The sequence below is a fragment of the Thalassolituus sp. UBA3500 genome (assembly GCF_002377545.1).
Lineage (GTDB): Bacteria > Pseudomonadota > Gammaproteobacteria > Pseudomonadales > Oceanobacteraceae > Thalassolituus.
Genome location: NZ_DFQB01000055.1, coordinates 1 through 20234, shown reverse-complemented (window position 1 = coordinate 20234; position 20234 = coordinate 1). Strand labels below are relative to the sequence as shown.

Annotated in this window: 17 protein-coding genes; 8 read left to right on the top strand and 9 right to left on the bottom strand. The window is 52.0% G+C overall.

The window, feature by feature from the left end:
- Positions 1-32: 32 nt before the first annotated feature.
- Entirely contained in the window at positions 33-962 is a 930-nt protein-coding gene (locus B2R29_RS13115) for a branched-chain amino acid transaminase (protein ID WP_273091845.1), read from the bottom strand.
- A 78-nt stretch (positions 963-1040) separates the two neighbouring features.
- The gene (gene glnE / locus B2R29_RS13110; RefSeq protein WP_301181475.1) at positions 1041-3947 is read right to left on the bottom strand and encodes a bifunctional [glutamate--ammonia ligase]-adenylyl-L-tyrosine phosphorylase/[glutamate--ammonia-ligase] adenylyltransferase; all 2907 of its coding nucleotides are present in this window, start codon (positions 3945-3947) and stop codon (positions 1041-1043) included.
- Positions 3948-4191: 244 nt separating this feature from the next.
- Between glnE and mrcB the strand changes: the two genes are divergently transcribed.
- Positions 4192-6609, top strand: a complete 2418-nt coding sequence (mrcB, locus tag B2R29_RS13105) for a penicillin-binding protein 1B (RefSeq protein ID WP_301181474.1) — start codon at positions 4192-4194, stop codon at positions 6607-6609.
- Complete coding sequence (locus B2R29_RS13100; RefSeq protein WP_301181473.1) at positions 6588-6962, top strand: tetratricopeptide repeat protein; 375 nt, start codon at positions 6588-6590, stop codon at positions 6960-6962. Before mrcB ends, B2R29_RS13100 begins: the two co-directional genes overlap by 22 nt.
- Before the next feature lie 47 nt (positions 6963-7009).
- On the opposite strand, the gene B2R29_RS13095 is transcribed toward B2R29_RS13100, so the two are convergent.
- The 5 genes from B2R29_RS13095 to B2R29_RS13075 form a co-directional block, all read right to left on the bottom strand.
- Complete coding sequence (locus B2R29_RS13095) at positions 7010-8506, bottom strand: methyl-accepting chemotaxis protein (RefSeq protein ID WP_301181472.1); 1497 nt, start codon at positions 8504-8506, stop codon at positions 7010-7012.
- A 148-nt stretch (positions 8507-8654) separates the two neighbouring features.
- Entirely contained in the window at positions 8655-9272 is a 618-nt protein-coding gene (locus B2R29_RS13090) for a hypothetical protein (protein ID WP_301181471.1), read from the bottom strand.
- A complete protein-coding gene (hemL, locus tag B2R29_RS13085) occupies positions 9269-10564 on the bottom strand; it encodes a glutamate-1-semialdehyde 2,1-aminomutase (protein ID WP_301181470.1) in 1296 nt (431 codons plus the stop codon). Before hemL ends, B2R29_RS13090 begins: the two co-directional genes overlap by 4 nt.
- Positions 10565-10579: 15 nt before the next feature.
- Positions 10580-11008 carry a protoporphyrinogen oxidase HemJ gene (gene hemJ, locus B2R29_RS13080; protein WP_301181469.1) on the bottom strand — a complete coding sequence of 143 codons (429 nt, stop codon included), beginning with the start codon at positions 11006-11008 and terminating at the stop codon, positions 10580-10582.
- Positions 11009-11011: 3 nt separating this feature from the next.
- Positions 11012-12730, bottom strand: coding sequence for a chloride channel protein (locus tag B2R29_RS13075; RefSeq protein WP_301181468.1), 1719 nt, complete (start codon positions 12728-12730; stop codon positions 11012-11014).
- Between the two features lie 187 nt (positions 12731-12917).
- Between B2R29_RS13075 and argC the strand changes: the two genes are divergently transcribed.
- The 5 genes from argC (at position 12918) to B2R29_RS13050 (ending at position 16096) form a co-directional block, all read left to right on the top strand.
- A complete protein-coding gene (gene argC / locus B2R29_RS13070; RefSeq protein ID WP_301181467.1) occupies positions 12918-13955 on the top strand; it encodes an N-acetyl-gamma-glutamyl-phosphate reductase in 1038 nt (345 codons plus the stop codon).
- Between the two features lie 22 nt (positions 13956-13977).
- The gene (locus B2R29_RS13065) at positions 13978-14718 is read left to right on the top strand and encodes a DUF6776 family protein (protein ID WP_301181466.1); all 741 of its coding nucleotides are present in this window, start codon (positions 13978-13980) and stop codon (positions 14716-14718) included.
- Positions 14718-15128 (top strand): bactofilin family protein, encoded by a 411-nt coding sequence (locus tag B2R29_RS13060; RefSeq protein ID WP_301181465.1) that lies wholly within the window; start codon positions 14718-14720, stop codon positions 15126-15128. Before B2R29_RS13065 ends, B2R29_RS13060 begins: the two co-directional genes overlap by 1 nt.
- Before the next feature lie 61 nt (positions 15129-15189).
- Positions 15190-15537, top strand: coding sequence for an iron-sulfur cluster insertion protein ErpA (gene erpA, locus B2R29_RS13055; protein ID WP_301181464.1), 348 nt, complete (start codon positions 15190-15192; stop codon positions 15535-15537).
- Positions 15538-15562: 25 nt separating this feature from the next.
- Positions 15563-16096, top strand: a complete 534-nt coding sequence (locus B2R29_RS13050) for a hypothetical protein (protein ID WP_301181463.1) — start codon at positions 15563-15565, stop codon at positions 16094-16096.
- On the opposite strand, the gene B2R29_RS13045 is transcribed toward B2R29_RS13050, so the two are convergent.
- Together B2R29_RS13045 and B2R29_RS13040 are read right to left on the bottom strand one after the other, a co-directional pair.
- The gene (locus tag B2R29_RS13045; protein WP_301181462.1) at positions 16087-17196 is read right to left on the bottom strand and encodes an anhydro-N-acetylmuramic acid kinase; all 1110 of its coding nucleotides are present in this window, start codon (positions 17194-17196) and stop codon (positions 16087-16089) included. The two genes, B2R29_RS13050 and B2R29_RS13045, sit on opposite strands and share 10 nt — an antisense overlap.
- The gene (locus B2R29_RS13040) at positions 17193-18479 is read right to left on the bottom strand and encodes a M23 family metallopeptidase (protein WP_301181461.1); all 1287 of its coding nucleotides are present in this window, start codon (positions 18477-18479) and stop codon (positions 17193-17195) included. The genes B2R29_RS13045 and B2R29_RS13040 overlap by 4 nt, the downstream gene beginning before the upstream one ends.
- Before the next feature lie 139 nt (positions 18480-18618).
- On the opposite strand from B2R29_RS13040, the gene tyrS reads away from it, so the two are divergent.
- On the top strand, positions 18619-19917 hold the full coding sequence (tyrS, locus tag B2R29_RS13035) for a tyrosine--tRNA ligase (protein WP_301181460.1): 1299 nt from the start codon (positions 18619-18621) through the stop codon (positions 19915-19917).
- Positions 19918-20234 lie beyond the last annotated feature (317 nt).

Here is a 20234-nt window from a genome sequence, read left to right as displayed (position 1 = left end):
AATTTACTCACATAAAAATAAAATCAGAGAAATTATTTACAAGGAGTAATCCACTCAGCATTGAATGGGTTCTTGCCCGTCACAGTATCAAAGTACATGGTCTGCAGCTTTTCGGTGACTGGGCCACGACAACCCTTACCGATAATGCGACCGTCCAGAGACTGAATCGGCAGTACTTCTGCAGCGGTTCCGGTAAAGAAGGCTTCGTCGGCAACATAGACTTCGTCACGAGTAATGCGTTTTTCGCGTACTTCATAACCCAGAGACTGAGCCATTTCGATGATGGTTTTACGGGTAATACCATCCAGGCATGAGGTCAGTTCTGGCGTGTAAATAATGCCGTCACGAACAAGGAAGAAGTTCTCCCCTGAGCCTTCAGCAACATAGCCTTCGTTGTCCAGTAGTAGAGCTTCTTCGCAGCCACTGTCGATGGCTTCTCTCAAGGCCAGCATCGAGTTGATGTAGTTGCCGTTCGCTTTCGCTTTACACATGGTGATATTCACGTGGTGGCGGGTGTAGCTTGAGGTACGGATTTTAATGCCCTGAGTTTTTGCTTCTTCACCCATGTAAGCCGGCCATTCCCAGGCGGCGACCATGACGTGAACTTTCAGGTTGTCAGCACGCAGGCCCATGCCTTCAGAGCCGTAAAACGCCATCGGGCGGATGTAGGCACTGTCGAGGTTGTTTTCACGTACTGCAGCACGCTGAGCTTCGTTCAGCTCTTCTCGCGTGTAAGGCAGTTTCATATTCAGAATGTGTGCGGAGCGGAACAGGCGGTCGGTGTGTTCCTGCAGACGGAAAATCGCCGCGCCCTGATCAGTTTCATAAGCCCGCACACCTTCAAAGACGCCCATACCGTAATGTAGGGTGTGAGTCAGTACGTGAACTTTGGCATCGCGCCAGTCGACTAACTCTCCGTCAAGCCAGATCAGACCATCACGGTCAGACATGGAAGGTAGCATAAGGACCTCACTCGTAAATGTAATGTTGTATTCGGTAATTCAGTAAACGTTCAGCAGTCTGCGCTTGCCTAGCAGTGGTTACTGCTCAGGTTCAAGCCAGAGTTTCCACAGTCGGGTCACATCATTACGCCGTGCATCAAATCCGAGTGCCGACACGGAGTCGCTCTCGAGGAGCAGGGATTGTTTCTGCAATGCACGCCGGTGAGTTTCGGCTCGGTAGGACAGGTAGGTTTCCTGTAGGGTCTGACAGTCTTGTGGAGCCATCAGACCGGCCTTCGTTAAGGCATCCAGCAACCGCATGTTATCGGTGACCTGAATAAGCTCAGGATGCTGGTGTGACCAGGCCAGTACGCCATATTGAACCAGAAACTCGATGTCAACAATACCCCCTTCATCTTGTTTCAGGTGAAACTGCTGGCCGTTCGTATCTTTAGAGCCAAGATTATCCCTCATTTTTTGCCGCATGGCTCGCACTTCTTCGCGCAGTTCAGGAATATCTCGTTGTGATGTCAGGATTTTCTGACGGATGTCATTAAAGCCTGCCTCCAGCTCACTGGACCCGCTGATTACGCGTGCGCGGACCAGCGCCTGATGCTCCCAGGTCCAGGCATGGTTCTGTTGGTATTCTTTGAAGGCGTTAAGAGACGCTACGATCATGCCGGAGTTACCTGACGGACGAAGGCGCAGGTCGACTTCGTACAGGTCACCTGATCGTGTCTGCGTACTACAGAAGTGGACCATGCGCTGACCCATGCGGGTATAGAAAACGCCGTTGTCGAGGCTGCGTTCACCTGTGGTGTAGCCGCCTGCGTGCCCGTTATGAATAAAGACCAGATCAAGGTCTGAGCTGTAACTCAATTCCATCCCGCCCACTTTGCCATAACCCACAATGAGAAACTCGGGGGTATATACGGGCTCTTTGTTCGCGTCAGTCGGATAGCCATACTTAGCGACCATCTGCTCGAACGCCAGATTCTGCACCATGGTCATGGTGGTTTCTGCCAGACGGGTGAGGTAGTCGCTGATTTTCATCAGAGGCAGTTTGTTCATTACTTCGCAGGCTGCTGCGCGGAGTTTGTGAGCACGCACAAACTGTCGCATCTGCTCCATCTGCTGTTCGAGATCATCGGCTTCGATGCGCAACAAACGGAGATGCAGTTCTTCCTGCAGTTCACTCTGGTCGGGCAGTCGATACAGAGATTCCGGCACCAGAAGCTCGTCGAGAAGAAGTGGTGTTCGGGTAATGAATTCTGCGACCCAGCTGGATGCCGAACAGAGTTTAATCAGTTGCTCCAGCGCCTGTGGGTTTTCACTGAGCAGAACGAGATACGCTGTGCGTCTGAGTACCGCTTCGAGCAGAGGGATGATCCGCTCAAGTGTTTCTTCGGTGTTGTCTTGCGCCCAGACCTGCTCCAGTAACGAAGGCATCAGTGCTTCAAGGCGTTCGCGGCCTATCTGCTGCATATTGGTCACCGGGCGTGATTCACGGAAGGTATCGATGCGCTCGCGCACGGCAGATTCACCAGCACACGGATACTGCTCAAGGAAATCTCTGGCGGCCTCTTCGTTCAGTTCGCCATGCCAGAGGTCGAGCCAGACGAGGTCGGCTTCTTTGTCATCCTGCTCGTCGTCGTGCGCTACGATTTGTGCGAAATGGTGGCCGACAATGCTTCGGTGCTGATTCAGCAAAGTGACGAAGGCTTCCCAGTCGTCGCATTGCATTGAGACCGCTATGCGTGTCTGATCGCTTGGGTCTGTGGGTAGTTCCTGCGTCTGCTCATCCCGTAAGCTCTGAATTGCGTGCTCGGTATCACGCAAAAAGAAGTAGGCGCTTTTCAGCTCTTCGGTGGCACCCGACGGCAGGTAGCCCTCAGCAGCGAGGATATCAAGGACATCGGCGAGTTCCCGTATCTGAAGATGTTTTTCCTGGCCACCACGGATCAGCTGAAACGCCTGTACGATAAATTCGACTTCGCGTATGCCGCCCGGGCCCAGCTTCACATTGTTGGTTAGTCCACGTCTGCGCACTTCTGCATTAATCATGGCTTTCATTGAGCGCAGCGACTCGAAAGCACTGAAGTCTACGTAAACGCGATAGGTAAATGGCCTCAGAATATCGAGCAGTTCTTGCGCCTCAGGCGTTTCTTCTCCGGTCATTACCCGGGCTTTCACCATGGCGTAGCGTTCCCAGTCGCGCCCCTGGCTTTGGTAATACTCATCTATAGAAGCGAAATTCATCACCAGAGGGCCACTCTGACCGTAAGGGCGCAGGCGCATGTCAGTACGGAAGACAAAGCCATCGACGGTTTGCTTATCAAGCGCCTGAATCAGTTTCTGGCCAAGCTTAATAAAGAATTCCTGATTACTGATGACCTTCGGCCCCGTGGTGTTGCCACTGTCGGGGTAGGCGAAAATAAGATCAATATCGGAGCTTAGATTCAGCTCCCAGCCGCCGAGCTTTCCCATACCAATGACAAGGAGGTGCTGCTGTTCGCCGGATTCTTTACCCACAGGCTGGCCATGGCGGGATTCAAGTAACGGCGACAGGAACTGAATACTGCGGACGACACAGAGGTCGGCGAGTTGAGAAAGCGCTTTCGTCGTTTCCAGTGTTCTGGCTGTTTTCAGTGCATCCCGCCAGATGATATGTACCATAGCGCGGCGTCGTAGTTTGCGCAGTGCCGCGTGCCACTCATCTTCTGTACTGGCCTCATGCGCGAGTTGATCGAGCCAGTCGTTCATAGTCTTTGGGGTAATCTGAATATTGATCGACCCGTCGCTCACGGCGGCGCATAAGTGTTCATGATCACGAGGGAAGGCATCGGCGACATAGTCGCTGAGAGCAATCACGGTTTGTAATGCCGTTTGTTGCTCTTCGTTCAGGCCTGTAAAAAAATCGGACCATTGCCATCCCATTCGCTCTGCCAGAGATGCAAGCTGAGGCTCGGTTGCTTGCCAGTGAGGTAGGAGTGAGGAGGGGAGCATATGCATAAACCTGTGTTGTTATCTGACTGATTGTCTGGCCGGGAGCCTGAATTAACTGTAGCCGCAAAGGTGTACCTGTGAAAAGGGTACACCGAAGTGACTATAGGAACAGGGCGATTATAGAAATAGACACCCGCATTCGGGAACCCGATACTGTCAGCGGGGTCGATATAGCCTCTGTTATTGCCTACAAAAATTGTGACCACCTATTTTTATCAAGTGTTTTGCCGGAGCTATTGAACGGATGTCAGGGAAACCTACCAACAAGCCAACCGAAGAAAAGGCAGCGTCTAAGAAATCCATGCCTAAGAAATCAGTACCTAAGAAATCAGTACCTAAGAAATCAGTAACTGATAAAAAAACAGGGAAGCCGCCGAGAAAACAGGGCACGGAGAATCCGGGAGTAGCAAAGCCGCGCCGCTGGAAAGCGACTCTGTTTGGCTTGTTTTCGGTATTGCTGGTGGTCTTCGCTGCCTGGCTGATCTATCTCGATGCTGAAGTGCGCAGAGCCTTTGATGGCAAAAAATGGGCGTTACCTGCAAAAGTATACGCTCGTCCTCTCGCCCTGTATCCAGGGCTTTTGCTGTCGCCAGAGCAGTTACAGGCTGAGCTGCAGTGGTCGGACTACAGGCAAAGCGCGACGGCTGATCGGCCGGGTACGTACCAGAGAGTCGGGAATACATGGCGTATATACCGCCGGGGGTTTCCATTCTGGGATGGTCCGGAGCCGAGTCGGATTATTGAGGTGACACTGAGGTCAGAGCGTGTCGAAAAGGTGTCTGACCAACAAAGCGCACAGGCTCTGGTACGTCTTGAGCCTCAGTACATTGGTGGCATTTTCCCTGTTCATAATGAAGACCGCGAACTGGTGCGCCTTGAAGATGTCCCGCCAGTGCTCGTGGCCGCATTGATTATTACCGAGGATAAGCGATTCTTTGAACATTGGGGGATATCCCCAACCGGCATTGCCCGGGCGATGGTGGCCAACGTCAATGCCGGGCGCATGGTGCAGGGCGGATCAACGCTTACTCAGCAGCTGGTCAAAAATTTCTTTCTTACCAATGAGCGATCACTGAGCCGTAAGGTTCAGGAAGCCTTTATGTCGTTGCTGTTGGAGTTGCACTACGACAAAGAAGAAATTCTTGAAGCGTATATTAATGAAGTTTATCTCGGGCAGTCCGGGCGGCGCAGTATTCATGGCTTCGGATTAGCGTCGCGTTTTTATTTTGGCAAACCCTTGAGGGAACTGGATAACGCCGAAATCGCAACTCTGGTCGGGTTGGTGAAAGGGGCGTCATTTTATAACCCGCGTCGCAATCCGCAACGCTCGAAAGATCGTCGGGATTTGATCCTTGGCCTGATGGCTGAAAATCAGGTAATTACCGAAGCAGAAAGCCTGCGTGCTAAACGCAGCCCTTTATTAACCGCGTCACCGAAACGAGCAGGTCAGCGGGAGTATCCCGCGTTTCTCGAACTCGCAAAGCAGCAGTTACAGCAGGATTATCGTCTGCAGGATCTGCAATCAGAAGGACTGAGGATTTTTACAACACTCGATCCGTGGGTGCAGAGCGCGGTTGAGAGCTCTGCGGAGGCGCATCTTTCGTCAATAGAAACACGTGCTCCGCGACTGAAAGGCAAGCTGGAAACGGCAGCGGTGATCACCAGTGTGGATGGTGGCGAAATTCGCGCATTGCTCGGTGGGCGTGACGCGTCTTTCTTTGGTTTTAACCGGGCGTTAAATGCGAAAAGGGCTGTTGGTTCTCTCGCTAAACCAGCAGTCTACTTAGCGGCTTTGCGCAGCGGTAACTATCACTGGGGTACTTTGGTTGACGACAGCCCGGTCACAGTAGAGGGGCAGGATGGCAGTCTCTGGCAGCCGAAAAACTACGATAAAAAAAGTCACGGGATGCTGCCTATGCAGGAGACTCTGCAGCGATCACTGAATCAGGCAACTGCTCGTCTGGGCATGACGGTTGGGCTGGAGAAGGTTGTTGATGAACTGGTCCGCTTAGGTATCCGTGATGATCTTACGCCATATCCTTCGCTGCTACTGGGTGCGATGTCGTTGTCGCCATTCGAGATGACTCAGATGTATCAGACCATAGCGTCAGAAGGCTTTCTGATGCCGCTACGAACGATTGATGCGGTCACGACTGCAGAAGGGGATATGCTTTCATCTTATGCAATCCGCGGTCAGCAGGTGTATGACCCGGTGACGATGGAATGGCTCACGTCAGGTCTTAAGGCCGTCGTTCGCGAAGGTACCGCACGGAGGCTCAATGACCTGCCGCAGCCACTCGCGGGCAAGACAGGTACCAGTGATGAGCAACGGGATGCCTGGTACGCTGGATTTGATAATCGTCACTTGGGCGTCATTTGGGTGGGCATGGATGACAATACCCCAATGCCATTCACAGGCAGTAGCGGAGCATTACCCATCTGGCAGGAATCGTTCAGGAGAATGGGAACGGAACCGCTGGCTCCGTCGAGAAGTCTGATAGAGATCCCTGTGAACCCGCAAGGGCAATTACTCGAAGACGGTTGTTCTGGTAAGGTGTATGCATTCCCCGCGTCGTGGCAGGCACAAGACAGGATTGCCTGTGAGTCAGGGGTCCAAAGTATCGGTAAAGGGATTCGCTCATGGTTCGAACGATTGTTTTGATTGCAGTGGCTGGCTTTCTGGCTGCATGTGCGACGCCATCATCGCAAGAGGGGGCCTCTCAGGATTACGGCCAGTATCAGGATGGCACTGATCATCCCGCGGTAAAAATGCTGTTTGGTCAGGCAGACGATGCTGCTCAGGCAGGCAACTGGAGCGCCGCGCTGACATACCTTGATCAGGCGCGACGGATTGAGCCCAGAAACCCCTACGTTTTATATCGACAGGCAAAAGCGTATGCAGCCGCTGGTGACAGTGCACGTGCACGTCAACTGCTTGAACGGGCGCGAGTGTTCGCTAACGAAGATGATGAAATGCTGAGTTATCTCTTGTACGAGCTGGAGTTTCAGCTATAAAAAACGGCCACTGGTTCGTGGCCGTTTTTATTATTTTCGGGGCGCTCTTAGTGCGTTTTAAAGTTAGCCAGTAAATTCGCGAGCTTACCAGCCATATTGGCTAACTCACCCGTTTTCGATTTCGAGGCCTGTGCCAGTGCAAGATTAGAATCTCCAATTTCACGGATTGATATAATATTGCCATTGACCTCGTTGACCGCCAGATTCTGCTCTCGGATAGCCTGTGCAATTTGCTGATTCATCGTACTCATTGATTCTACCGCTGATTTAATCAGCGTCAGTTGCTCATCAATATGCCCTATCTGGCTGACGCTTTCGCCAACACCGCTGAGTGATGTTTCCATGGCGCTGACTGCCTCACTTGAGCCCTTCTGCAGTTGTTCAATCATTCGTTGAATTTCTTCGGTACTCTCGTGCGTACGTGACGCAAGGGTGCGAACTTCATCGGCAACAACAGCGAAGCCACGCCCTTGTTCACCCGCACGGGCAGCCTCAATTGCGGCATTCAGTGCTAAGAGGTTCGTTTGTTCTGCAATGCCCTGAATTACAGATAACACAGAGCCGATATTGTTACTTTCTGAGTCCAGGTTTTCGATCACCGTATTCGCAGTCTTAATATTTTGCTCCAGGCGTTCGATACTGGTTCTTGCGGCGCGGATTTCTTTATCGCTGGCAGAAGAAACTTCGGTTGCAGACGTTGCAGATTCGGCTGCTTCATCTGAGAACCGGTTTATTTCCTCCATCGCGCTGGTCATCTCCTGAGTCGCAGAGGCAATCAGGTCAGTTTCGTCGCTTTGCTTACTTGATCCCATCTCGACGGTTTTGCATGATTTATCAAAGTCATCGCTGATCCCCGAAATCTCGCATGACAGTTCTCGTGCTTCATTGACGAGTTCATTGACCTGAAAGAAGAAGGTGTTAAATGTATGGCCAAAAGAAGACTGAGGTTTATCGAGTTGATAAGACAGGTCAATCTGCCCTTCTTTCTGCAGATGCTCACCAATGCTGAGTAGCTCCACACTCTGAAGAAACTCCGCCCAGCTTTTACGGGATAGATAAACAAGTATGCCAGCTTCGAAAACGACGAAAGCGGCGTGTAACAATACAATCTCCAGACCTGCGTGGTACTCAAAGATGTATACCCCAGAACCCATTTCCTGAAGGTAGTTGAACACCAGATGATGGACGGCGATCACGGCCGCTGCAGTGATGATAGTGAGATGGTCGCGGTAGTAGAGGAGTGCAGCAAGCAGCGCGAAGATACCAAAGTGCATTTCTATAAGGCCATGCGCCTGATGAATATGCAGAGCGGAAAAAACCATCAGCGAGGCCGCAAATGAGATACGTGTTAAGCGGTGGCCTGGCAAGGCCTTGCTGATCATTGCAGGTACAGCAACCGCAGGAACGCCGACCAGAAACGCCTCCGCCCAGGTGTTGTTCCAACTGGCCAGTGCGAACGAGAGCGCGAGTAAAGCAACGCTCAGTGTCAGAAAAAACCGGTCCGCATCTTGATAGAATTTTTTTATTGCAGGGGGTTGGTTCATAGCAGTAACCACATTCCTTATATTGGTATCTGCTTTGAGTGTAGACAAGGTTCAGAGGCTTGCTACCCGCAATAACGACCGGTTTATCAATAACTCGGTCTGATTTCTTATACGGGAGTTGTACAAAGTATGGTCAACGTCTGTGCGGTTACTTCTTAACCTGCTGGCGATGATGAAGGCTTGTTTGATAGAGCAGGATCACCAGAGGAATCGCAAGGTAGGTCAGTTCTACACTGGATCTGAGTCTCTCGTAAGAAAAACGTTCGTAGCCATGAGTGAGGTAAGTGAAGGTTACGATTCCCCACAGAGAGGCCACCAGAAACTTCTGTCCCATAAATAATCGAGGCTTGAGTGACCAGGCCAGTAGTGAGGCAGCGCCAATAACAGCGCTGATTGCGGGGATAAACTCCGCGACACCGCTGCGGCGTGCCAGCTCAAAGACAACACATAAAACGAGTAAAATCCGGCCCCAGATTACCCTGTCCCAGTAACAGTATTCGCCTGCTCCCATTACCTGGGCTGCTTGCATAGTTCTCACGAGAACGACCAGTGGAAGCGCGGCGTACCACGCCAGACCATACAGAAGTGTTTCAGCGGCATCATTGCCGGTGGCGGCGCCGAATATTTCGCCGCCAGCAGCAACCGCGATAATCAGGCCGGCTGCAAAATCAGCCGCCTTTTCACCAGACCACTCTTTCTGAGATGAAGGTCGTGCGCTCCAGCAAAAGAGCGCAGAGACCAGAAGTAGAAGCAGGCTTCCTGTCACAGGGTCGCCATTACGCGGTCAGCCGCCGCGATAGTGTCGTCGATATCCTGCTCTGTGTGCGCAATGGACATAAAGCCCGCTTCGAATGATGACGGCGCAAGATACACACCTTCCTTCAACATGCCATGGAAGAATTTATTAAAACGCTCGCCATCGCAGTGGTCTGCGACATCACGGAAGCCGTTAATTTCGTTTAGCTCTGTGAAGAACAGGCCAAACATAGAGCCTGCGCTGGTGGAGGTGAACGGAATACCGTGCTTATTTGCCGCTGCTTTAAAGCCGTCCAGCATCTGATTTACCCGCGCGGTCAGCTGGTCATAGAACCCTGGCTTCTGGATAGCTTTCAGCATCGCCAGGCCCGCAGCCATCGCCAGTGGGTTGCCCGACAGAGTACCCGCCTGATACACAGGGCCAAGCGGCGCCAGATATTCCATGATCTCGCGCTTGCCACCAAAGGCACCAACGGGCAGACCGCCACCAATGACTTTACCCAGGCAGGTCATGTCTGGGGTGATATCGTAGTATTGCTGCGCCCCCCCAAGAGATACGCGGAAGCCACTCATTACCTCATCGAAGATAAGTACGATACCGTGCACTGTGCAAAGCTCGCGCAAGCCCTGAAGGAAGGACTTTGAGGGTGGAATGCAGTTCATATTTCCAGCGACTGGCTCGATGATAACGCAGGCAATTTCGTCGCCCATTCTGGCGAAGCATTCTTTGACATTATCGAGGTCGTTGTAATCGAGAGTGATGGTATTTTCAGCAACACTGGCAGGAACACCCGGGGACGTGGGTACGCCCAAAGTCAGCATACCGGAGCCCGCTTTTACCAGCAGTGAATCTGCGTGCCCGTGGTAACAACCTTCAAATTTCACCAGCTTGTCGCGCCCGGTAAAGCCGCGAGCAAGGCGGATGGCGCTCATGGTCGCTTCAGTACCGGAGTTAACCATACGTACCATATCCATTGACGGGATCAGTTTACAGACTTCGTTCGCCATCTCGATTTCAATATGCGTTGGCGCACCAAAGCTAAGGCCTTTGTCCATCCGCGCACGCACGGCGTCCAGAATTTCGTCGGCGGAATGCCCGAGAATCATTGGTCCCCAGCTACCGACGTAATCAATGTATCGGTTGTTGTCGGCATCGAATACATACGCGCCTTTCGCGTGGTCGAAGAAAATAGGTGTACCGCCCACACCTTTAAATGCACGTACCGGAGAATTAACGCCGCCCGGGATGTGTTTCTGAGCAGCTTCAAACAACGCTTCTGACTGAGAAATAGAATAAGTCATAAAAATACCTTGGAATTAAAACGGTCGGACGACGACGAGAATAACGACGCCGAGCAGAATAAATACCGGAACTTCATTAAACCAGCGATAAAACACATGGGTTCGGGTATTCCGGTCTTCTTTGAATACGTTCAGCAGGTGACCACAATAAAAGTGGTAAACAACGAGTAGCGCGACCAGCGTCAGTTTGGCGTGCATCCAGCCCTGGCTGAAGTAAAAGCCGGCGTTCATGAATAACATCCAGAGGCCGAGTGCAATCACCACGACCATGGATGGGGTCATAATGCCCCGGTAGAGCTTGCGTTCCATGATTTTGAAGCGCTCTCGTGAAATTTCGTCTGTCGCATCGGCGTGATAAACAAACAGGCGCGGCAGGTAAAAAATCGCTGCAAACCAAGTGACGACAGCAATGATGTGAAAGGCTTTCAGCCAGAGGAAGGTCATGAATCAGGCCCCTTGTGCCGGACGGTACTGGTAATAGCTTTCGATGTCTTCGCGCGATACAACACCAGCAAACTGATGTCGTCGCTCATCTCGATACACTATTAACCATTGTAATTGATGTGACTGCATCTGGTCTAAGGCGTCCTGCAGATTCGCTTTCAATGAAATACGTGCCGCCGCCTGGCGATCCGCCGGAATGGTAAAAAGGTCAATCGTTTCTGCGTCCGGGTCTGTTTCCAGCGCTTCTGCGACGGCAGCAGGCCTTATCAGAGTATCTTCGCCAGCGATCAGGAGCCAGCTCGGGTCTCGCTGCAGAATAAAACCAGCGGCTTCACGTCCGACTTTGCGTTGAACCTCAACGACGGAGCTTTGCATGGCCTGAGCCACCCAGGTGTTGCGTAACATCTGGCGAACCGGGCTGGGTGTCTGGTATTGAACGTTACCCCCGAGCTGTACCTGAAAAACGGACGGTAAACGGAATACCTCGCTGACCACCAGGCTGGCGATTACGACAGAGAGCATGCCCGGCATAATAATATTGGGGTTCGCTGTCAGCTCTAACAGCGCAACCAGCGCTGCCAGCGGGGCTCGGAGTACTGCACCCATCATAGCGCCCATACCCAGCATGGTGTAAAAGCCAATGGACAATGGATAGTCCGGCACTAACCAGACAGAAAGCTGGCCCATCAACCCACCAAGCGCAGCACCGATAAAGAGTACCGGGCCGATAAGACCGGCGGGAAAACTGACGGCTGCTGCCCAACTGGATAAGAACATTTTCGCCAGAAGTAAAAGCAGTAAGGTCGTAAATACCACTTTGCCATTCAGCGCATCATTCACTGTGTCGTAACCAATGCCAAGGATTTCCGGGAGCCACCAACTGATGGCCAGTGTCGCCAGGGTTAAGCCTCCCCAGCGGATGACCAGAGGCAAGTGCCCGAGGCGCTGCAGTATTTTAACCAGGTAAATGTATCCGGTAGCGACCAGACCGGCGACGACGCCCAAGAGCATGATGTACGGCACTTCCCACAATGAAGTGAGATTCAGTGCCGGGACATCAAACGCAGTCTCGTGACCAAAAACCGCACGGCTGACAATGGCACCACTGACTGACGCGAGAATAATAGGAATAAAACCGCGGATGCTGTATTCAAGCAATACCACTTCCATGGCGAAAATCACGCCCGCCATCGGTGTGTTGAATGACGCAGAAATAGCGCTGGCTACGCCGGCGGCGGCCAGAATTCGTAAGCGGTGGTGGGCTAATTCGGTGTGTTGTCCTATCTGGCTCCCTGTTCCTGCGCCTATATGAATAGCGGGGCCTTCGCGACCTACGCTGTGTCCGCTGACCAGTGCGATAACGGCGGATATCCATTGCAGAACAATATTTCTGGCAGGCAAGTAACCCTGATGACGCTCCATCCGTAACAGAACATGAGTCACTCCCATGCTTCGCCGGTCTTGTGGCACCCAATAAAATAAAAGAATCAGAAGAGCGCCACCGCCCAACAGAAGTAAAGACCGTGCTTCCTGGGACATCCCCTCAAAGTTTTCGGCCGACCCAATAGGGAAGAATGCGACAAGAGGCAGCTCTATAGCCAAGCGGAAAAGCGTAATCAGGCCTGCACTGACAAGTCCGGTTAACAGAGCAAGACCAGCCAATCCAATCTGGTTATCAGACAGCGTGATCATGTTTTGCCAGAGTTGGCGTAACGGGGTCACTATTGACGGTTCCTTTCTGGCCTTATGGTGTGAAGAGTGCAGAATACCAGCTATTATACGCATCTTTGCGGCACGGCTGGAAACCCACCCGGACGCCGCTGCCCGGCGGCGCTGATTCGTGATGTTCACCAGGATTTACCGCCGCAAAAACACATAGAGCATTACTAGAGCACTACGGAGATTGTCTGTGATTAAGGTTGGCATCGTTGGCGGTACCGGTTACACCGGTGTAGAACTGTTACGTATTCTCGTACACCACCCAGAAACTGAGCTGAAAGTGATCACATCACGCAGTGAAGAAGGTGTCCGAGTCGACGATATGTACCCTAATCTGCGCGGTTACACCGACCTTGAGTTTACAGTGCCGGATGCTGATGCTCTGGGTGAGTGTGATGTGGTGTTCTTCGCTACACCTCATGGTGTTGCCCATGCTCTTGCAGAAGACGTGCTGAACTCAGGTGCCCGCGTTGTCGATTTGTCTGCAGACTTCCGTTTGAAAGATGTCCCTACATGGGAAAAATGGTACGGCCAGGAACATGGCGCACCGGGTATTCTCCCAGAAGCCGTATATGGATTGCCTGAGGTATATCGGAGTGACATTAGCAAAGCACGTCTTGTTGCTTGTCCCGGCTGTTACCCAACGTCGGTCGAGTTGGGTCTGATTCCATTGATCGAGCAGGGACTGATTGAAGACCAGCTACTGATTGCCGATTGCAAAACAGGGGTGAGTGGTGCCGGACGAGGCGCGAAAGTCGGCTCGCTGTTTGCCGAGACGGCCGACAGCTTTATGGCCTACGGCACATCTGGACACCGTCATCTTCCGGAAATACGCCAGGAGCTGAAAGCGGCTGCGGGTGGCAAAGACGTCAATATTACTTTTACACCTCACCTCGCCCCGATGATCCGCGGGATTCTTGCGACCCTTTATGCTCAGGTGCCGGGGCAGAAGCTTGAAGAGTTGCAGAAAATGTATGAAGAGCGTTACGCAAATGAACCCTTTGTTGACGTGCTTCCCGCGGGCAGTCAGCCAGCGACCAGAAGTGTTAAAGGCAGCAATGTTTGCCGTCTGGCCCTGCATTATCACGAAGACACAGGTCAGATCATTGTCCTGTCTGCGATTGATAACCTGGTCAAAGGATCTTCCGGGCAGGCCGTTCAGTGCATGAATATTATGTTTGGCTTTGAAGAAAGCATGGGCCTGCAACACGTTGCTCTGATGCCTTAATGATCGGTTCTGGAGGTAGAACATGGCAGTAGTTGAAGGCAGTGTTCAGGACGAACTGGTCATTGTACGCCGGGCAAAGGGATATCGTTTCTGGCGGGCCTTCTGGCTCGCTATTCTGATTCTGGTGACTGCGGGTGGTGGGTACCTGTATGGGTACTTCGACAGCTACACACAGATGAAAGTGTTAAAAGAAGAGAATGGTTATCTGAAAGACGGTCTTCGTACCAGTGAGAAAACCATTGAAGATTTAAGTCAGCGCGTTGCCGTATTAGAGAAGGGCGGTGAAGTTGATCGTCAGGCCGCTGATGGATTTCGGGATACTGTAAAAGATCTTAAGGATCAGGTTTCTGTACTTGAGCAGGAAGTTGCGTTTTACAAAGGCATCATGGCCCCCGGAAGTGCCGATAAGGGGTTACGTATCAGCCGGATAGACCTTGATGCGATCAGTGCAAATCAGTACAGCTATGCCGTCATGATGACCCAGGTAGTCGATAACACTAACTATGTTCAGGGCGAAGTAGCCGTCAATGTGATTGGCCTGCGATCTGGTGAGCAGGAAGTTATCGCCCTCCGGGACCTGGATGACAATATCAGTGAGTTGGGCATTCCGTTCCGCTTCCGGTATTTCCAGGAGCTGAAGGGAATACTGAATCTACCGGATGGCTTTACTCCGCAGCAACTGCAGGTTGTGATGCAATCGCGAGGGCAGAACTCACAACGGGTGGAAGAAACCCGAAACTGGAATTCCGAGGGAGAGGCCTGATGTTCAGTGCTAAGACTAATAACCATATAGATTTTGATACCGTAATCTCGGCTCGCACTGAAATCCGCGGCGACGTTACCGTTAAAGGTGCCATCCAGATCGATGGTGTCCTGAAAGGCAATCTGATCGCTGAGCCGGGTTCTAAAGCCTCTGTGCGTATCAGTGACAAAGGGCGTGTGGAAGGGCGGATTACAGCCCCAAATGTCATCATCAATGGTGAGGTACATGGTGATATCCATGCCTACGACTACATTGAATTAGCGAAAAAAGCCCGCATAACAGGGGATGTCCACTATGCATCAATGGAGATGGTATTGGGTGCTCAGGTAAACGGGCAATTGATTCATGGGTCGGCATCAGCGAAGGCTGGCACTGGCGTGACTCAACCAGAAATGGCAAAAGTTGACTAATTCACTGGGTTAAGCAGATAATCCTACAAGACTTATCCAAAACATCTTTCCCAAGGTAACTATGACAGCAGTTCAGCAGGCCGCTCCAATCGAACTGACGCAGGCGGCAGAAGAAAAAATCCGTGACCTTCTCGAAGATGAGGGTGACGATGAGCTGTGTCTCAGAGTGTTTGTAACAGGTGGTGGCTGTTCCGGCTTCCAGTACGGATTTACTTTTGACGATGAGCAAGCGGAAGATGATGCTCTTATCGGCCACCAAGGCGTGCGGGTGCTTGTAGACTCACTTAGCTACGGTTACCTCGTCGGCTCCGTGTTGGATTATAAAGAAGGTCTGGAAGGGTCCCGGTTTGCTGTTTCTAACCCCGGTGCCTCTTCTACTTGTGGTTGTGGTTCGTCATTCGCAATCTGACTTGATGCGCATCAGGGAGGTTCCCATGCGAATTGTACTAACTGCTTTACTCGTATCATGCTCTTTATTCGCCCATGGCAATCAGGACGAACAGAACACATCATCAACAGCTGACGCCAGCTCAGAGGTTGCCCCGGTAGAGGCCATTCAGGAAGGTGAAGTAACGGCTGAAATCATTCCTGCCTCCGCTGAAGATATTCCTGCACTGTTTCAGGCCCGCATACAGGAGCACTCAGCGGATGAAATGCTTGCGCTGCTACAGCGTGCCGAGAAAATTGCTTCGGGTCAGGATGTTTACCGCACTCGCGAGCCAGTGATGCTGGTTCTCTCGGGGGATGAGATTGAGTTGTTCAAGCGTGACAATTATCGAGACAACAAGGCGCTCGTAGATCTTGCCGCGCGCCTTGATGCATTTAATATCATCGATGTGAAAGTGTGCCGCCACTGGACGGGGCAAAGAGGTATTGAACTCACTGACTTGCCGCCCTTTATCGAAGGCGTTTCATCCGCTGATCAGGAAAGTAAGCGTCTTGAGAGTGCGGGCTATGCCTACTTCTGATAGCCGTTGCCCGTACTCCCCGGGTAAATTCCACCGAGAATTCTCTCACCCTGAGCACCGGTAACCGCAGGCAGGTTACCACTCAGGTGGTTGACGGTTCGCCAGCCGAGCCAGGCGAAGGCCATCGCCTCCATCCAATCCGGGTGTATGCCCACCGCTTCTGTCGACTGAACATTTAACCCACTTGTGTGGGCTTTAATGCGTTCCATAAGGTGGCTGTTTTTCAGGCCGCCGCCACAGACGTAGAGCTCTTTAAGCTCCGGCGCATACCGCTTGATAGCATCGGCAATGCTGGTGGCCGTCAGTTCCGCCAGGGTGGCAAGAACGTCATCAGGGGAATAGTGGGCAGGAATAGCAAGCTGCTGCAGATTGAAGAGTTCACGTCCCGTGCTCTTGGGCGGCACTTCTGCAAAATACGGATGCTTCAGCCACTCATCAAGCAGTTCAGTAATGACCACTCCTCGCGCAGCAGATGCGCCTCCAGCATCACAGCTGCAACCTGTCATTACGCGGCAGTACTCATCCATTAACGCGTTGCCCGGCCCGGTATCAAAACCGAGAGTCTTATCCTGATCGGCATTGATCAGGGTGAGGTTGGCGATGCCGCCGATATTGAGAACCGCGCACGGCTGATGTGCCTGCATGGCAACCTGATGAAACGCCGGTACAAGAGGAGCGCCTTCACCGCCAGCGGCAATATCTCTGCGTCGGAAGTCAGCGACACAAGTGATGCCTGTGTACTCGGCCAGCCATGACGGATCGCCGATCTGCCAACTGAAACCATCCGGCTGAGGTCGGTGCCGCAGGGTGTGCCCATGGCTACCGATAAGGCTAATATCTCTGGCTGAAAGTTCGTTCTTCTCCAGCAGAGAAACCACGGCCTGGACACCGTACTGCGCAATTAATCGGTCGGCATCCATGATCAATTCAGCACTGAGCGTTTCGCTGACCGCTAATGCCTTGAAGAAGTCTGATACTTCATCCGGATAATCAATGCATAACGCATCAATCATGGTTACCTTTTCAGGCGTGATATCAACCAGACAAGCATCCATTCCGTCGGCACTTGTACCCGACATCAGCCCGATACATAACGTCATTGAAATTCTCCGTCCGGGCCTGAAGAAGCACTGAAGTCTGTTAACCAGCTCGTTAGCTTTTCCGACTCTTTCAGGAAGGCCGCTTTTTCAGAAGATTTTATGGACTCTGCTTTAGGCAGTTTTACCCGCAATGAATCTCTGTGGACGCCGTCGACAAGGAACTCGTAATGAAGATGGGGGCCGGTGGAGGCACCGGTCGTACCTACGTAACCAATGATCTGCCCCTGCTTAACGTAGCGGCCCACCCGCACGCCACGCCCGAACTTGCTCATGTGAGCATACTTGGTCTGATAGCGCTGGCCGTGTTGTATGACAACAACGTTGCCATAACCGCCATTGCGGCTGGCGAAGGTTACCTTGCCGTCGCCTGCAGCTTTGATCGGGGTACCCGTCGGTGCAGCATAGTCGGTTCCACGGTGTGCGCGGATGGTGTTCAGAATCGGATGCTTACGGTTGGGATTGAAGCGTGAGCTGATGCGGAAGTAGTCGATCGGGTTGCGCAGGAAGGCCTTACGCATACTCGTGCCTTCCGGAGTATAGTAGTTAGCCTGCCCCTGGCTGTCGACGTAGCGGACGGCAGTTAATTCCCGGTCTCGGTTGTTGAACTGAGCAATCAGGATGTCACCGTAGCCGATCTGTTCGCCATCGAGCTGCACTTCTTCGAAGATGATGCTGAAAGAATCGCCTTTGCGGATATCCAGTGCAAAGTCGATATCCCAACCGAAAATGGCAGCGAGTTGGTACAGTATCTGGTCAGGAACACCGGCTTGTGATCCGTCGTAATACAGAGAATTATCGATCGTGGCCGAGGCAAAGCGAGGGATATAATCTGCTGTCCTTTCAATCAGCTCATAAGACAGCGTGCCGTCGTCTTTGCGTGCAAGAGAGTGCCGCGCCAGGGGCGAGAGAATAATCTCCAGCTGTGAAATTTTATTACCAGCTGTCCGTACCCAGCGCACGGTCTGACCAACTTTGAGGTTGATCACATCTCTCGGAACAGCCTTCGCGATATCGATGACATCGACAGCACTGAGACTCTCCCGATCAAACAGAACTGAGAGGCTGTCACCACTCTTTACTGTTGTCTCCTCCCAGTCGGGTTCAGGCTCCGGCGGGGGAATGTCGGGTTCCGAGACCTCAGGAAGGTCAATCACAAAGGTCTGTTGCTTGGTTGACTCGCCGGAATCCGGGAGAAGAACCAGAATGAGTAGCAGCAGAATACCGAGCCCGGCACCGATAAGGTGACGTAACGGGAAATACTGTAGTTGCCCGGGCAGAGCCATCTTATTATCGAATCCTCGTATGCATTTCGCAGGAAAGTGTAAACAATCACTGGGCATTTTACCCGGTGAACTTGATTTTGCACCTTGATCAGGTATGTTCAGCTCCCTTTCCGACAACCGAAATGTGAAGATAGCTCCCATGACAGCCGCACTTATTGCTGACCTGAAAGAGCGTGGTCTGCTGAATCAGATCACCGCTGAAGACGAATTCAATGAACACCTCAACGGCGGTCCTCGCGTTCTTTATTGCGGCTTCGACCCAACCGCAGACAGTCTTCACCTCGGGCACCTGGTGCCTTTGCTGGTTCTGCGTCGCTTTCAGGATGCCGGACATAAGCCAATCGCATTGGTAGGTGGCGCGACAGGATTGATCGGTGATCCAAGTTTTAAAGCCGCCGAGCGACAGCTTAATACGGCTGACATTGTCGCAGGCTGGGCCGATAAGATTCGCGGTCAGGTCAGCCAGTTTATCGCCTTCGAAGGTGTTGAAAACCCAGCCGTTGTTGTAAATAACCTCGACTGGGCTGGAGAAATGAATGTTCTCGACTTCCTGCGTGATGTCGGCAAGCACTTCTCTGTTAATGCCATGATTAATAAAGAGTCGGTGCAGCAACGCCTGAATCGTGAAGGTGCTGGGATCTCCTTTACCGAGTTCTCGTACGCTCTGCTTCAGGGAATGGACTTTGCCGAACTGAATCGTCGTTACGACTGTACTTTGCAAATAGGTGGTTCAGACCAGTGGGGCAATATTGTCGGTGGTATCGATCTGTCCCGTCGCCAGAATGGCGCTCAGACATTTGGCCTGACCGTTCCGTTGGTGACCAAATCTGATGGCACTAAATTCGGCAAGACAGAGTCTGGTGCCGTGTGGTTAGATCCATCCAAGACGTCGCCATATGCTTTTTACCAGTTCTGGATGAACACTGCGGACGCGGATGTCTATAAGTTCCTTCGTTATTTCACCTTCCTGCCTGTCGAAAAGATCGCAGAGATTGAAGCTCATGACGCTACCATCGAGGGCCGGAAGACTGCACAGCCTGTTCTGGCGGAAGAAGTGACTCGTATGGTTCATGGGCAAGAAGCTCTTGATTCCGCTCGCCGTATCACCGAGGCGCTATTTTCAGGTGACCTTACACAGTTGGCTGAGAATGAACTGGAGCAGATTAAGCAGGACGGACTTCCATCAAGTGCGCTCGACACTACAGGACTCGCGGACAAACCTCTTACTGCAATACTGTCTGAGGCTGGCATGGGCCAGGGCAAGCAAGTTAAGGATGCGCTTGGTCGTAATGCTGTGATCATCAATGGTAACGCGTACGGTATGGCTGACCTGATGAAAGGTGAAGAGATATTTGCCCCTGATCATGCGATGTACGGTCGTTTCTTTATGGTTCGCATGGGCAAGAAAAAGCATCATTTGTTCGAACTTGAAAAATAATTCAGAAAGACTGTTGACGGCGCAGATGAGATCTCTATAATGCGCCGCTCCTGAGTTGAGACGGCTTCTTTAAGAAGCGGAAAAAACAAAGGAAAAACAAGGGGTTGACAGTGATTTTAATCGCTATATAATGCGCCCCGCTCTGAACGGAACGGATCACTTCGGACCAGTCAGAAAAAAGAGGTTGACATTGAAGATTAACTCTTTAGAATGCGCAGCCCGCTTCGAGTGAAACACGAAGCAAAGTTCTTTAACAAATTGTTCAGACAATTTCGTGTGGGTGCTTACTGAGGTGTTGTGGAGACATAAGATTTCAA